This window comes from Nonomuraea sp. NPDC048882, from assembly GCF_040649755.1.
GTDB lineage: Bacteria > Actinomycetota > Actinomycetes > Streptosporangiales > Streptosporangiaceae > Nonomuraea > Nonomuraea maheshkhaliensis.
This window is the reverse complement of sequence record NZ_JBEZGB010000030.1, coordinates 68,941-83,132: the sequence shown is the minus strand read 5'-3', so window position 1 is coordinate 83,132 and position 14,192 is coordinate 68,941. Positions and strand designations below refer to the sequence as shown.

General features: G+C 70.6%; 12 protein-coding genes. 4 read left to right on the top strand and 8 right to left on the bottom strand.

Annotated features, from left to right (window positions below; all coding sequences use genetic code 11):
• Positions 1-103 precede the first annotated feature (103 nt).
• Both AB0C27_RS52685 and AB0C27_RS52680 read left to right on the top strand, forming a co-directional pair.
• Entirely contained in the window at positions 104-1,561 is a 1,458-nt protein-coding gene (locus tag AB0C27_RS52685; protein WP_357862277.1) for an endo-1,4-beta-xylanase, read from the top strand.
• Between the two features lie 160 nt (positions 1,562-1,721).
• A complete protein-coding gene (locus AB0C27_RS52680; RefSeq protein WP_357862275.1) occupies positions 1,722-2,738 on the top strand; it encodes a LacI family DNA-binding transcriptional regulator in 1,017 nt (338 codons plus the stop codon).
• A 13-nt stretch (positions 2,739-2,751) separates the two neighbouring features.
• On the opposite strand, the gene AB0C27_RS52675 is transcribed toward AB0C27_RS52680, so the two are convergent.
• Entirely contained in the window at positions 2,752-3,033 is a 282-nt protein-coding gene (locus tag AB0C27_RS52675; RefSeq protein WP_357862274.1) for a hypothetical protein, read from the bottom strand.
• A gap of 38 nt (positions 3,034-3,071) precedes the next feature.
• Here AB0C27_RS52675 and AB0C27_RS52670 point away from each other — a divergent pair, with 38 nt between their 5' ends.
• Positions 3,072-3,203 carry a hypothetical protein gene (locus tag AB0C27_RS52670; RefSeq protein ID WP_357862272.1) on the top strand — a complete coding sequence of 44 codons (132 nt, stop codon included), beginning with the start codon at positions 3,072-3,074 and terminating at the stop codon, positions 3,201-3,203.
• Positions 3,204-3,444: 241 nt separating this feature from the next.
• Here AB0C27_RS52670 and AB0C27_RS52665 read toward each other — a convergent pair whose 3' ends face one another.
• Positions 3,445-4,167, bottom strand: a complete 723-nt coding sequence (locus tag AB0C27_RS52665) for a hypothetical protein (protein ID WP_357862270.1) — start codon at positions 4,165-4,167, stop codon at positions 3,445-3,447.
• Between the two features lie 239 nt (positions 4,168-4,406).
• Between AB0C27_RS52665 and AB0C27_RS52660 the strand changes: the two genes are divergently transcribed.
• The gene (locus AB0C27_RS52660; RefSeq protein WP_357862268.1) at positions 4,407-5,123 is read left to right on the top strand and encodes a hypothetical protein; all 717 of its coding nucleotides are present in this window, start codon (positions 4,407-4,409) and stop codon (positions 5,121-5,123) included.
• Between the two features lie 56 nt (positions 5,124-5,179).
• Here the strand turns inward: AB0C27_RS52660 and AB0C27_RS52655 are convergent, their stop codons facing one another.
• From AB0C27_RS52655 to AB0C27_RS52630, 6 genes are read right to left on the bottom strand one after another with little or no spacing between them, the layout of a single operon-like run.
• On the bottom strand, positions 5,180-8,659 hold the full coding sequence (locus AB0C27_RS52655; protein ID WP_357862266.1) for a ThuA domain-containing protein: 3,480 nt from the start codon (positions 8,657-8,659) through the stop codon (positions 5,180-5,182).
• 40 nt (positions 8,660-8,699) lie between these two features.
• Complete coding sequence (locus tag AB0C27_RS52650) at positions 8,700-9,533, bottom strand: sugar phosphate isomerase/epimerase family protein (protein ID WP_357862265.1); 834 nt, start codon at positions 9,531-9,533, stop codon at positions 8,700-8,702.
• A 38-nt stretch (positions 9,534-9,571) separates the two neighbouring features.
• Positions 9,572-10,768: a substrate-binding domain-containing protein gene (locus AB0C27_RS52645; protein ID WP_357862263.1), complete on the bottom strand. Its 1,197-nt coding sequence runs from the start codon at positions 10,766-10,768 to the stop codon at positions 9,572-9,574.
• The gene (locus AB0C27_RS52640; protein WP_357862261.1) at positions 10,755-11,705 is read right to left on the bottom strand and encodes an ABC transporter permease; all 951 of its coding nucleotides are present in this window, start codon (positions 11,703-11,705) and stop codon (positions 10,755-10,757) included. The genes AB0C27_RS52645 and AB0C27_RS52640 overlap by 14 nt, the downstream gene beginning before the upstream one ends.
• Complete coding sequence (locus tag AB0C27_RS52635) at positions 11,702-12,706, bottom strand: ABC transporter permease (protein WP_357862259.1); 1,005 nt, start codon at positions 12,704-12,706, stop codon at positions 11,702-11,704. The genes AB0C27_RS52640 and AB0C27_RS52635 overlap by 4 nt, the downstream gene beginning before the upstream one ends.
• Positions 12,707-14,137 carry a sugar ABC transporter ATP-binding protein gene (locus AB0C27_RS52630; RefSeq protein ID WP_357862257.1) on the bottom strand — a complete coding sequence of 477 codons (1,431 nt, stop codon included), beginning with the start codon at positions 14,135-14,137 and terminating at the stop codon, positions 12,707-12,709.
• Positions 14,138-14,192: the final 55 nt, after the last annotated feature.

The window sequence follows — 14,192 nt, the reverse complement described above, 5'->3', positions numbered from 1 at the left end:
GACCTTCACACACTGAGTGCCCGAGGTGAGCTCCCCCACCTCCAGTACGCGCTCCGACGACAAGCTCGTACCGCACCCATGATTCGCCCCTGGAGGCTCAAGCATGGCTGTACCCGACATGCCCCCACTCACCGCCAGGCGACCTCAACGCGCCCGCCGCCGAGCACTGATCACCGGCGCGATCGGCGCACTCGGCCTGATCACGGCACTGGCGACGGCGTTCCCGGCCGTTGCCGCGGAGAGCACGCTGGGCGCGGCGGCGCAGCAGAGCGGCCGCTACTTCGGCACCGCCATCGCCTCGGGCAAACTCGGCGACTCCGCCTACACGACCATCGCCGGCCGCGAGTTCGACATGGTCACGGCCGAGAACGAGATGAAGATCGACGCCACCGAGCCCAACCGGGGACAGTTCAACTTCTCCGCCGGGGACCGGGTCTACAACTGGGCCGTGCAGAACGGCAAGCGGGTTCGCGGGCACACCCTGGCCTGGCACAACCAGCAGCCGGGCTGGATGCAGGGCCTGTCGGGCGGCACGCTGCGCCAGGCGATGATCGATCACATCAACGGCGTCATGAACCACTACCGGGGCAAGATCTACGCCTGGGACGTGGTCAACGAGGCCTACGCCGACGGCAACTCCGGCGGCCGGCGTGACTCCAACCTGCAGCGCACCGGCAACGACTGGATCGAGGTGGCCTTCCGCACCGCGCGCGCCGCCGATCCGGCCGCCAAGCTCTGCTACAACGACTACAACATCGACAACTGGTCCTGGGCCAAGACGCAGGGCGTCTACAACATGGTCCGCGACTTCAAGTCGCGTGGTGTGCCGATCGACTGCGTTGGCCTGCAGTCGCACTTCAACGGCAACAGCCCGTACAACAGCAACTACCGTACGACCATCCAGAGCTTCGCCGCGCTGGGCGTCGACGTGCAGATCACCGAGCTGGACATCCAGGGCGGCTCGGCCACCACGTACGCCAACGTCGTCAACGACTGCCTGGCGGTGCCGCGGTGCACCGGCATCTCGGTCTGGGGCGTGCGCGACACCGACTCCTGGCTCGGCTCCGGCGCCAGTGCGCTGCTCTTCGACGGCAACGGCAACAAGAAGGCCGCGTACACCGCCGTGCTGAACGCGCTCAACGGCGGCACCACGACGCCGCCGCCCGGCGGCGGAGACGAGGGGCAGCTCAAGAGCACGGCCTCCGGCCGCTGTGTGGACGTGCCCAACGCCGGCACCGCCGACGGCACCGCGGTGCAGTTGTGGGACTGCAACGGCCAGACCAACCAGCAATGGGCGCAGACCTCGTCCGGTGAGCTGCGGGTTTACGGCAACAAGTGCCTGGACGCCGCGGGCACGGGCAACGGCGCCCGGATCCAGATCTACTCCTGCTGGGGCGGCGACAACCAGAAGTGGCGGGTCAACTCCGACGGCACGATCGTGGGCGTCCAGTCCGGGCTCTGCCTCGACGCCGTCGGCGGCGGCACCGGCAACGGCACGGGCCTGCAGCTCTACAGCTGCTGGGGCGGCAGCAACCAGAAGTGGACCTACAACGCGAGCTGATCCCCCTGGCCCCTGAGGACAGCGGCCACACCCGTCCGCACCGGGAGCGGACGGGTGTGGCCGCACGGCGTGCTCGCGCCACCGGTCCGTCCCGCCTCCCCTGACCAGACTGCCGCCATGACCACAGAGTCGTCCCGCCTCCCCTGACTAGACTGCCGCCATGACCACGGAGTCGTCCCCTCTCACCATCGCCCAGCTCGCCGAGCTGGCCGGCGTCTCCACCGCGACGGTCTCCAAGGTCGTGAACGGCCGCGCCGAGGTGTCGTCCAAGACCCGCGCCGCCGTCGAGGAACTCATCAGCCGGCACGGCTATCGCCGCCAGCGCCGCCGCTCCACCCCGACGGCCCTGGTGGAGCTGGTCTTCCACGCCCTCGAAGGCGACTACCCCGTCGAGATCACCAAGGGCGTGGCGAACGTCGCGCGCGAGCACGACCTTACGGTCGGCATCTCCGACCTGCGCCGCGACCAGTCCACCGCGGACGCCTGGCTGGAGGGCGTGCTGCGGCGCCGCCCGAGCGGCGTGATCGCCGTGTTCTCCGGCCTGACCGAGATCCAGCACGAGCAGCTCGCCCGCCGCGAGATCCCGCTGGTCCTGCTCGATCCGGCGGACGTGCCCAGCGGGAACATCCCCTCGGTCGGCGTCGGCAACTGGAACGGCGGCCTCACCGCCACCCGTCATCTCCTCGAACTCGGGCACCGCCGCATCGCCATCATCACCGGCCCCGACGCCGCCCTGTCCAGCCGGGCCCGGCTCGACGGCTACCGCACCGCCCTCGACATGGCCGGCCTGCCCGCCGACCCCGAGCTCATCGGCCGCGGGGACTTCCTCATCGAAGGCGGCCTGGCGGCGGCGCACCGCATGCTCCGCCTGCCCGACCGGCCCACCGCCATCTTCGCCACCAACGACGGCCAGGCCATCGGCGCCTACCACGCGGCTCACCAGCTCGGCCTGCGCATCCCCGACGACCTCAGCGTCGTCGGCTTCGACGACATGCCGTCGGTGCGATGGGCGATCCCGCCGCTGACCAGCATCCGCCAGCCGCTGACCGCTATGGCCGCCGCCGCCACGACCATGCTGCTGGCCCTGGCCCAGGGCGAGCCGCCGGCGCAGAACCGGGTCGAGCTGGCCACGGAGCTCGTCGTCCGCGCCAGCACCGCTCCGCCCCCGCCCGCCTGAGCCGGCCTCGCGGCTACCGCAGGCCGCCGACGGACGATCCTCCCCGCCAGTGCCGCTGGAGGCTGAAGAAGGCGATGACGAGCGGGACGACCGAGACGAGAGCACCCAGGATGATCAGGCTCCAGAGTGAGGTGCTGCCCGCGTTGTTGGCCGACGCGATGCCCTGCCAGAGGCCGAGCCCGACGGTGACGGGGAAGAGCCGGTTGTCCGACAGCATGGCGAGGGGCAGGAAGTAGTTGTTCCACGAGGCCACGGCCGACAGGAGCAGCACCGTGACCACCGCGGGCCGCATCATCGGCGTTCTGCTTGTTGAAGTTGTCGACGACGAGCTGCATGTTGGGGTACCAGCCCCACATCGTCACGACCGGCAGCTCCTTCTTGGGGATCGTGTTCGTGCAGTTGCTGGCGCCGCCGCCGCTCGCGGTGGTCGCGCCGCCCCTCCTGCGCCGGAGGAGCAGGCCGTGAGCGTGGTCGCGGCGGCCAGCACGGCCACCGCGGCAGAGATCCGGTTCTTGTTCATTCGCATATTTCCCTTGCGGATCGCGGCGCACGAAGGTCGTGCGCCGCCGTGGAGACCGAGCGATCGGGCGGGGACGGGGCCCGGGTGGAGAGCACCCGGGCCCCGTCCGTCGCGCCGATCTTCATGTGAGCGCTAACAGCACGCCCAGGCGATCTCGCTCAGCGCTTGCGGCTCAGCGTTGGACGATCAGCGCTTGAACAGGCGCGGAGCGAGATCGATGAGGTTCTTCTGCCACTCGTCCCAGCCGTGCGGCCCGGGGGTGACCCCGTCGAACTCGTAGCGGATGCCGAGCGTGTTCAGGGTGTCCAGGGACGCCATGAACGACGGGTAGACGAAGTCCGTCCGGTCGCCGACGTACAGGCGCAGCAGCCTGGTGCCGTCGTTGATCGCCTGCGTGTCGACGCCGGCGCCGCTGCCGAACCCGGCCGAGAAGGCCGCGACGTAGGCGAAGCGGCCGGGGTTCGCCTTGAGCATCCCGAACGTCTGCCCGTCTCCCATCGACAGACCGGCGAGGGCCTGCCGCGAGGGGTCGCTGGAGATCGGCACCAGGTTCCCGTCGAGGAAGTGGTGGTCGAGGATCTGCCTGGCCCGGCCGAGGTCGAGCCAGTCAGTGGCGCTCACGCCGTCGCCCGGCTGCAGGAACAGCACGGGGTAGGGCTCGCCCGTGACCCGGTACGAGTACAGCCCGGGCTTGAGCGGGCCGAGGACGCCCGACCAGGCGTCGCCCCGCCGGGTGAGGCCGAACTCCGCCCAGGTGGACGAGGGGCCGATGTTGCCCTCGATGACGACCTGCGACACCGGGCCCACAGCGGCCTCGACGGCGGCCATCGGAACGGTGAAGGACGCGTAGCCGTCCTCGGAGACCGTCAGCCACGGCGTGTCCGCCGCCGGCCGCGGCACGAGCAGCACCGCCGCGATCGTCAGGAGCGCGGCGGTGATCGCGGCGAACCCGCGCCCGCCGCTCTGAGGGTGTGACCTGCCGTGACAGCCTAAAAATGGCAGGTAAAAACTCCTTTGATGGTCGGCCACGGTTGGTGCCCGAGCAGCCGACCGGATGTCTACGGTGGATCCTCAGTGGCCGGTGTTCGCACCTCCCATCCCATCGTCGGGGTCGTCAGCTTGCCCACCTGACCCTCCTGGGCGAACTCGTGCGCGACAGCCCGTATCCCGAGGCGGAGATCCACATCAGCGAGTGGTCCACGTCTCCTTCGGCCCGTGACTTCATCCACGACACGCCGTTCGCGGCGGCCTACATCACCCGGTCGTACCTGCGGTGCGCGTCCCTGGCCGACTCCATCTCGTACTGGACGTTCACGGACGTGTTCGAGGAGGGCGGTGCCGGGATCGGGCCGTTCCACGGCGGGTTCGGGCTGGTGAACGAGGGCGGCATCCACAAGCCCACGTTCCACGCGTTCACGATGCTGGGGCGGCTCGGCGACCGGCTGCTGCTCTCGACGCCCCACGGGGTCGTCACCCGGGACAGCCGGACGTCGGCCGTGTCGGCGGTGTTCTTCAACTGTCCCGAGGACATGGAGATGAAGGGCGTCGCCGCGTGCGGCTCCTACCCGGCGGCCCGCGCGCTGGCCGAACGGGGACCCGCCAGGCGCGTCCGCCATCCGATCGGCGGCCTGCGGCCCGGCGGGACGTTCCTCGTCGAGATCCTGGACTGGGAGCACGGCAACGTCGCCGAGGCGTGGTACCGGCTCGGCTCGCCGCTCAACCTGTCCCGGGCCGAGCACGACCACCTGAGCGGCGTCGCCGACGCGCTCCTGCGGTACACGCTGATCGTGCCCGACGACGGGGTGCTCGACCTGGACGTCGAACTCGCTCCATGGGCGGTGATGTCGCTGACGCAGGCGTCCTGACCATGGTGCGGACCGTCGCCAGGGGATGCCGGTGACGGCCCGCGCCATGGCCGGGGTCAGGTACGGGTCCAGCGCTGGTTGGCGCCGCCGTGGCACGACCAGATGGTCAGCTTAGTGCCGTTGGCGGTGGCGTTGCCGGGCACGTCCAGGCACTTGTTCGCGCCGACGGCGGTGATGGTGCCGTCGGCGTTGAGGCGCCACTTCTGGTTGTTCTGCCCGTTACAGTCCCAGATGATGACCGTGGTGCCGTCGGCCGTGCCTGCGCCGTTCACGTCCAGGCACTTGCCGCCGTAGACCCGCAACTCGCCCGCGCTGGTCGTGGTCCACTGCTGGTTCGCCTGCCCGTTGCAGTCCCAGATCTGCGCCTGCGTGCCGTTGGCCTGCGAGGACCCGGCGTCCAGGCACCGGCCCGACCCGGCGCCTCGCAGCGCGCTCGTGGTGTCCGGGGGCGAGCCGTCGCCCTGGCCGACGCCCCTGCCGTTGAAAGTGATGGAGTCCAGGTCGAACGCGTTCGCGGACGGCGCCTTGAACACGACGTGGACATTGCGCGTGCCGCCGGGGTCGGTGACCCGCACCGCGGGCAGCGACACGTAGGTGTTCCAGCCCCCGGTCGCCGGCACGGTGCTGGTGGCGAGGAGGGCCCCGGTCGGCGAGTCGGCGCGCAGTTCGATGGAGGCCCCGGTGCCGGACGGCGCCGAGACGCGGAAGGACACCGTGTCGATGCCGGACAGGCTGATCGGGGTGAAGGAGATCCAGTCGTTGTTGGAGACGTCACCGATGCGCCTGCCGCCTTCGGCTCCGGACTCGTCGATGACGCGGATCCCGGACGAGCCGGTGAAGTGCTCGGCCTGCTTGTGCTTGGGCTGCAGGGTGATGCCGGCGGAGCCCTTCAGACCGCCGGAGTCGGTGTAGTCGGCGGACAGGGCGTAGTAGACGTTGGAGGCCTCGTCATGGCCGGAGGCCGTGGTCGTGACCGTCCCGGTGCACCCGGTGTACTGGCCGGTGTCGTGGGCGTGCTGGTCGTGGCCGAGCGCGGTGATCACGTTGACCTTGGCGCAGTCGGCGGCGCCGTCCTCGGCGTCGGTGACGTTGACCGTGTAGTCCACCTCGTCGCCGAAGTCGATGAACCCGCCGTCGGGCGGAGCCGAGAAGGCCACCTTGGGACGGGTGTTGCCGACGACGACGGGCACCGTGACGCTGCCCGTCTTGCTGCCCGCGTCCCGTACGGTCAGCTTGGCGGTGTAGGTGCCGTTGGCGTTGTAGGTGTGGGAGGGGTTGGCGCTGGTGGAGGTCGCGCCGTCGCCGAACTCCCAGGCGAAGGTGATGGCGTCGCCGTCGGGGTCGGCCGAGCCGGCCGAGGAGAACGCCACCGTCAGCGGCGCCGCGCCCGAGTCGGGGCTGGCGCTCGCCTTGGCCAGGGGCGCGCGGTTTCCGGCCACGTAGTCGATGCGGTAGATGCTGTCGTCGGTGTTCGCGTGGCCGAAGCCGTTGCCCCAGTCGGCCATGTAGAGGGCGCCGTCCGGGCCGAACTTCATGTCGATCGGCGCCCGCGGGGCGAGCTGCGCCACGTAGGGGTTGATCTTCAGGAGGTTGCCCGAGGAGTCCAGGCGGAACTCCTTGACGAAGTTGCGGCTCCATTCGTAGAAGAACGGTGTGCCGTCGTAGTAGGCGGGGAACTTCCGGTCCGAGCCGCCGGTCGCGTCGTAGCGGTAGAAGGGGCCGCCCATCGGGGCGGCGCCGCCGCAGCAGTCGATCTCGGGGAACTCGGCCGAGGCGTGGTAGTTGTACCACACGGTCGCGGCCTTGGCTGCCGGCAGGCTGGTCAGGCCGGTGTTGTTGGGCGAGTTGTTGACCGGCGCCGAGCAGTCGAACTTCGCGCCGGAGGTGCCGGTGGCGAAGTTGTAGTCGTTGAACGGGAGGTTGTTGCCGACGCAGTACGGCCACCCGTAGAAGCCGGGCTGCTTGATCAGATTCCACTCGACGGTGCCCTCGGGGCCGCGGTTGGGGTTCGCGGCGCCCGCGTCGGGACCGTAGTCGCCCACCGAGATCCAGCCTGTCACCTTGTCGACCGCGAAGCGGAACGGGTTGCGGAAGCCCATCGCGTAGATCTCCGGCCGGGTCCTGGCGGTGCCGGGCGCGAACAGGTTGCCGGACGGGATCGTGTAGGTGCCGTCGGTCTCGGGGTGGATGCGCAGGATCTTGCCGCGCAGGTCGTTGGTGTTGGCCGAGGACCGCTGGGCGTCGTAGTGCTCCCGGCCCTGCCGCTCGTCGATCGGGGCGTAGCCGCTGGAGCCGTTGGGGTTGGTGTCGTCGCCGGGGCCTATGTACAGGTTCCCGCCCGGCCCGAACGCGAGGTAGCCGCCGGTGTGGCCGGGCTCGTCGACGTTGCGGTACGCCGGAACCTCGATGACCTTCTTCTCGCTCGCCAGGTCGAGGCCGGTGCCGTTGAAGGTGAACCTCGACACCCGGTTCACCTCACCGCCATTGGCGGGCGAGTAGTTGATGTAGATCCAGCCGTTGGTGGCGAAGCCCGGGTCCAGCGCCAGGCCGATGCCGCCGTCCTCGCCGCCGTCGTACACCGGCAGGGTGCCGATGACGCGCGTGCCACCGCCGTTGGCGGGGATGAGGTTCACCTTGCCGGAGCGCGAGATGTAGAAGACCCTGCCGTCGGAGGCCACGTCCAGCTCCATCGGCTGGTCCGGCGCGCCGTCGAGGGTGACCTTCTGGAAGCGGGCCGCGACCGTCCCGCCGCAATCGCCCGGCGCCGCGCCCGCCGCCCACTGCACCGCCCCCAGCAGGTGCTGCCTGAACAGCGGCTCGGCGTAGGAGGACGTCTGGTGGCCCATCGCGGTGGCGAACACCCGGCCGCCCTCCGGGTTGTGACACCAGGAGATCGGGTGGTCGGCGCCCATCCTGCTCGGCCCCGCGTCGTAGGTGGTCTCGTCGGCGGTCACCAGGACGTGGACCGAGCCCCGCGTGTTCTTGTCGAAGTTGTACCACTCCTCCGAGCGCACCCACCGGTCCGGCAGCCCCTTGGTGGCGGGGTGGGCCTTGTCGGCCACCTTGGCGGTGCCCTGCAGGATCGACGAGTGCGCGGTCATGTGGGCGCCGGCCAGGACGATCTGGTCCCACCAGGGGAACTGTGCCTCGATGTTCATGTCGGTGGCGTTGTGGATCGCCACGACGCCGCGGCCGCTGCGCACGTAGGACTGGAAGGCCTGGCGCTGGGCGTCGTTGTCCCACACCATGCCGTTGGTCTGAAACATGATCACCGCGTCGTAGGTGCTCAGCGTCGCGTCGGTGAAGACGGAGGAGTTCTCGCTGTGGTCGAGCTGGAAGTCGTTGTCGGTCGCCAGTTGCTGGAACATCGCGACGCCGGCGGGGATGGAGTCGTGCCGGAAGGCACCGCTCGCCGTCTCGGTGAACAGCAGCACCTTGAACTGGGGCGCGGCCGCGTGCGCGACCGGCGGCGACAAGGACAGCAGCAGCCCTGATAAGGCTGCGACCAGGGCGCGGAACAGGCGTGATCTTCGCATGAAGGATCTCCTGAGGGGGTGCCGGCAACGGTGGGAACTTTCAAAGCGCGCGCAGGTAGGCCAGGCCGTCCACGGCCAGGGCGTCCTGGCTCCGCGCGAGAGGCCGCCAGATGGAGGCCGCGGTGGCAATGGTCCGGTTGTGCGCGGTGAACGACTCGATGACGAGCGGGCCTTCGTAGCCGGCGTCGCGCAGGGCCTCGGCGAAGCCCGGCCAGTCGAAGCGGTCGGCCCCCGGTGTGCCGCGATCGGTGCCGCACACCTGCACGTGCGCGAGGCGATCCGCCGCGGCCCGCACCGCCCGGGCGGGGTCCTTCTCCTCGATGTTGAGGTGGTAGACGTCGAGGGCCAGGTGGCAGTCCTCCGGCAACGCGTCGAGCGCCTGCTCGACGGTGTTGAGGAGGCTGGTCTCGTACCGGTTGAGCGGCTCGACCGCGAGCTTGATCCCGCGCCCGGCCGCGTGGTCCAGGACGGGACGCAGGTTCTCGCGCAGCTCGGCGTAGACGGCTCGGCGTTCGTCCGGCGAGAGCCGCCAGGTGCGGCCGACCGAGGCGTACGCCGGCCCCGCGATCACCGGGGAGCCGACGGTCACCGCCACGTCGACGCAGTGCCGCAGATAGTCCTGGGTGTCGCGGACGGTCTGCGGGGAGGCGGCCACGAGCTCGCGCCCCGGCGGCATGACCAGCACCACGGACGCGGTCAGCCCGTGCTCGGCCAGCACCGCCGCGGCCTTGCCGGGGTCCCAGTCGCCGGGCCGCTCGACGGGCAACTCGATGACGTCGAACCCCCACCGGGCGACGCGGGGGGCGAGCCGCGCCAGCTCGTCGTCGGTCAGCGGGGAGACCCAGACCCAGGTGTTCACTCCGATGGAGAACATGGCGTCCCTCTTCGTCGTCGTTCGCGGGAAGGAGCCGGTCAGCCCTTCTTCCCGCCCCAGCTCTCCGGGAAGCCGGGCAGGTCCTCACACCCGCACAGCGCGTAGTGCAAGGGCGGCATGTTCGGCTTGAGGTAGGCCGGCAGGTTCTCGCTGGTGACCTTCGGCTGCGGCAGGTTCCATATCCCGGGCACCTCCTCGCCCTTGAGTATCTTCAGCGCGGCGATGACCGGGGTGCGCCACTGGTAGGTGGGGTACGTGGGCGCGACGGCGGTGAGGCCGGTGTCCTTCCACTTCTGCAGAAAGTCCTGCTGGTCCTCGCCGTTGATCGGCGGCACCCGCAGGCCGGCGTCCTCGAACGCCTCGACCGCGGCCACCGCCGTGGCGCCCGCGTCCATCCAGACGCCGTCGATCGTGCCGTGCCGCTGGATGTAGTCGCTGACGATGCTCTTGGTCTTGGCGGCGTCGCCGTCGGTGAACTCCACCCCCACCACCTGGAGGCGGCTCCTGTCGAAGACCACCTTCGCCGCCGACCAGCGAGTCTCCAGCACGTCCACGCCGGGCAGGATGCGCAGCGCCAGCACCTTCCCGCCCGCCGGCACCTTCTCCGCCAGGAACTCGGCGGCGTCGGCGCCGAAGGCGTAGCCACCGATGGGCTTGATGAACGTCACCGGGCAGTCGGTCTCCACGCCCCGGTCGAACACGATGACGGGCACCTTCCCGCAGGCGGCCGTCACGGCCGGGGTGAGCGTGGCCGTGGTGTTCGGCGAGACGATCAGCGCATCGCAGCCCTTGGCCTGCAGCTCGGCGATGTCGGAGATCTGCTTGTCGTCCTTGCCCTCGGCGTCCAGGGCGGTGAACTTCTCGATCTCCTCATGCAGGCCGACCTCGGCCTGCATCGTCTTCCAGCCGACCTGGCGCCAGGGGTTGTTGACCGCCGCGTTGGAGAAGCACAGGTGGTACGGCCCGTCCTTCTTGTACTTCGCCGTGTCGATCATCTTCGGGGCGATGGCCTGCTCCCAGGGCTTGTTCGCGGGGCCCTCAGGCGTCTGGGAGCGCATGGCGAGCTGGGCGTCGAAGTCCGCCTGGACGAAGAACTTCGACTGCGCGCCCGTACCGGAACCCTGAGCGCTCGCGGCGGCCGAGGTGGTGGTGGCCGCCGGCTCGTCGGTGGTACAGGCGGCGACGAGTGCGCCGAGCGCGGTGAGCACGGCGACTGCGGCCTTAGGACGCGGCATGTACGTCTCCTCTTCGGGGGGTGGGCTTCCGGGGAAGCCGGACGGTTCCTGCCGCGACCGCGGCGATGATGATGACGCCCTGCACGGTGAACTCCAGCGCCCCCGAGATCCCGTACAGGTTGAGCAGGGTGAACAGCGCCTCCAGCGTGACCGCCCCGGCCATGGCGGCGAGCACGGAGCCGCGGCCACCGCCGAGCACCACGCCGCCGAGGACGACCGCGGTGATGGCGGAGAACTCCAGCCCCTGGCCCGCCTGCGCCGAGACCCCGGCGAAACCGCCGAGCAGGATCGCCGCGACGGCCGCGGACAGGCCGGAGAGCATGAAGGCGAAGATCTTGGCCCGGTCGACCCGAACCCCGGACAGTGCCGCGGCGCGCTCGTTGTCGCCGGTGGCCATCAGCGTCTTGCCGAAGTCGGCGCGCATGAGCCAGATCGCCGCCGCGCCCACGGCCAGCATGATCATCACCGACCACGGCACAGGCCCGAGGCCGCCGCGGCCGAACGCCCTGAAGCCCTCCGACAGCGCGCCGCGCGGCGCGCCACCGGTCCAGAGGAAGACCGCCCCGCTGAGGACGAGCAGCATGCCGAGCGTCACGATGAACGACGGCACCCGCAGCTTGGTGGTGAGCACGCCGTTGACGAGGCCGACGAGCAGCCCGGCGACGATCAGCAGGGCGAGGACCGGCCAGGTGGCGGACTCGTCGCCGTCGATGAGCCGCGCGGCGATCACCACCTCGGCCGTCACCAGCGAGCCGACCGACAGGTCGAACTCGCCGGAGACGACCACGAAGTACTGTCCAGCGGCGAGGATCACCAGCGGCGCGGCCCGTTTGAGGAACGCCAGGAACCCGGCGGGCTCCAGGAAGAAGGGGTTGGCGACCGCGATCGCGACCAGTAGCACCACGAGGACCGCGAGGATGGGAAGTGCCCGTTTCATGCCACCCGCCTCGTGCCGCGCCGGGCGTAGACGGCCACCGCGATGACGATGACCGCGCCGCGGACCACGTCCTTGGCGAAGGAGTTGACCTCGAGCTGGTTGAAGAGGGTGTCCAGGACGGCCAGCAGCAGGACCCCGCCCACCGTTCCGGCGACCCCGCCCCTGCCTCCGGCCAGCGCGGTCCCGCCGAGCACTACCGCGGCGATGGACTCGAGGTCGTACCCGCCGTCGGTGCCCACCGTGGGCGCTCCCGCCCCGAGCCTGGCGGCCAGCAGCAGGCCCGCGATGCCGGCGCAGACCGAGCAGAGCACGTGGGTGATCACGATGACGCGGGACGTGCGGATCCCGGACAGCCGGGCGACCTCCTCGTCGCCGCCCACCGCGTAGATCCGGTAGCCCAGCCGGGTCCTGCTCAGCAGGAACCAGGCCACGACGGCCACGCCCGCCCAGAGCATGGCGGAGACGGGGATCGGCCCGACGCGCGAGTAGCCGAGGAGCTGGAACGGCTCGGGCACCTTACCCGCCGGGCCGTCGTACAGGTGGTCGACGACGCCCTTGATGATCAGGCCGACGCCGAGTGTGGCGATGAAGGCGTGGACCTGGAGCCGGGTGACGACCAGCCCGTTGACCAGTCCCACCAGCACGCTGATGGCCAGCGCCGCGGCGATCGCCGGCCCGGCGTTCCCGTCCTGGCCCGCCATGATCTCGGCCGCGACCAGCGAGGTCAGGCTGATCAGGTACGCCACCGACAGGTCGAGCGACCCGGCCAGGATCGCCAGCGTCTGCCCGATCGCCACGATGCCGAGGGCCGCGGAACGCTGCTGGATCCCGACGACGCTCTCCAGGGTGAGGAACTGGCCGCCGTCGAGCGCGACGAGGGCCCAGCCGGCCGCGACCAGGCCGAACATCGCGAGGAACACCACCCGCGCGGGGTCGCGCAGGTGGCTCGCCAGGCCGCGCGGCTGGCGGGCGGGGCGGCGGGCGCGCGTGAGCAGGTCCACTCAGCCCACCTCTCCGGCGGCCAGGCGCATGACAGCCTCCTCGGAGGCCCCGGCCGGCAGCGTGCCCGCGACGCGGCCGTCGCGCAGGACGACGACGCGGTCGCTCATGCCGATGAGCTCGGGCAGCTCGGACGAGATCATCATGATGGCCATGCCGTCGTTCGCCAGCTCTCGCATCAGGTCGTGGATCGCGGCCTTGGCCCCTACGTCGATGCCCCGGGTCGGTTCGTCGAGCAGCAGCACCCGTGGCGCCATCGTCATCCATTTGACGAGCACGACCTTCTGCTGATTGCCGCCGGACAGGTAGCGGACCTCCTGTTCCCGCTGCGCAGGCGACAGGCGCACCCGTTCGAGCAGGCCGCGGACACCACCGCGGTTCCCGGCGCCGACCGCGCGGGCGACGAGCAGGACGTTGTCGCGTACAGCCTGGCGCAGCGCGAGCCCTTCGGCCTTGCGGTCCTCGGTCACGAGCCCGATGCCCAGGGCCACGCCCTCCCGGACCGAGCGCGGGCGCGAGGGGGTCATCTCGCCGATGGTGAACGGCTCCGCGCCGAACATCGCCTTGGCGAGCTCCGACCTGCCCGACCCCTGCAGGCCCGCGATGCCGACGATCTCCCCGGCGCGCAGCTCCAGATCGATGTCGCGCAGCTTGTGGTTGCCGGCCGCGCGCAGGCTGAGCCGCACCTCGCCGGCGCCCGCCGAGCGGGGCGGGTAGTAGGTACCGAGGTCGCGGCCCACCATCAGGCGGATCAGCTCGTCGCGGGTCACCTCGCCGATCGGGCGCGTGGTGACGCGCGCGCCGTCCTTGAGCACGGTGACCCGGTCGGCGAGGTCGAACACCTCGCGTAATCGGTGGGAGATGTACACGACGGCGACGCCGCGCTCCCTCAGCCGCCCGATCAGCCGGTAGAGCAGCTCGACCTCGTGCTCGGCGAGCGCCGCGCTGGGCTCGTCCATAACGAGGAGCCGGGCGTTCACCGACAGCGCCTTGACGATCTCGACGATCTGCTGCTGGGCCACCGGTAGGCGCTTGACCGTGTCGCGGGGGCCGAAGGGGCCCTCGCCCAGCTCGTCGAGGAGCCTGGCGGTCGCCTTCTCCATGGCGGCGCGGTCGACCAGGCCGCGCCTGACGGGCTCGCGCCCGAGGAACACGTTCTCGGCGACGGTGCGCTCCGGCAGCAGGTTGAACTCCTGGTGGATGATCGCGATGCCGGAGCGCTGCGCCTCGAGCGGATGGCCGAAGGAGACCGGCCGGCCGTCGATCTCGAACACGCCCTCGTCCGGCGAGTGCACCCCGCAGATGATCTTCATGAGGGTGGATTTGCCGGCGCCGTTCTCGCCGACGACGGCGTGAACCTCGCCGGCGGTCACCTCCAGGTCCACCCCGGACAGCACCCGCACGCCCAGAAAGGTCTTGCCGATGCCGCGCATGCTCAGCACCTGGCCTGCCTTCGTGGCCGAGCGGTGGATCGCAAGCTCATGAGCC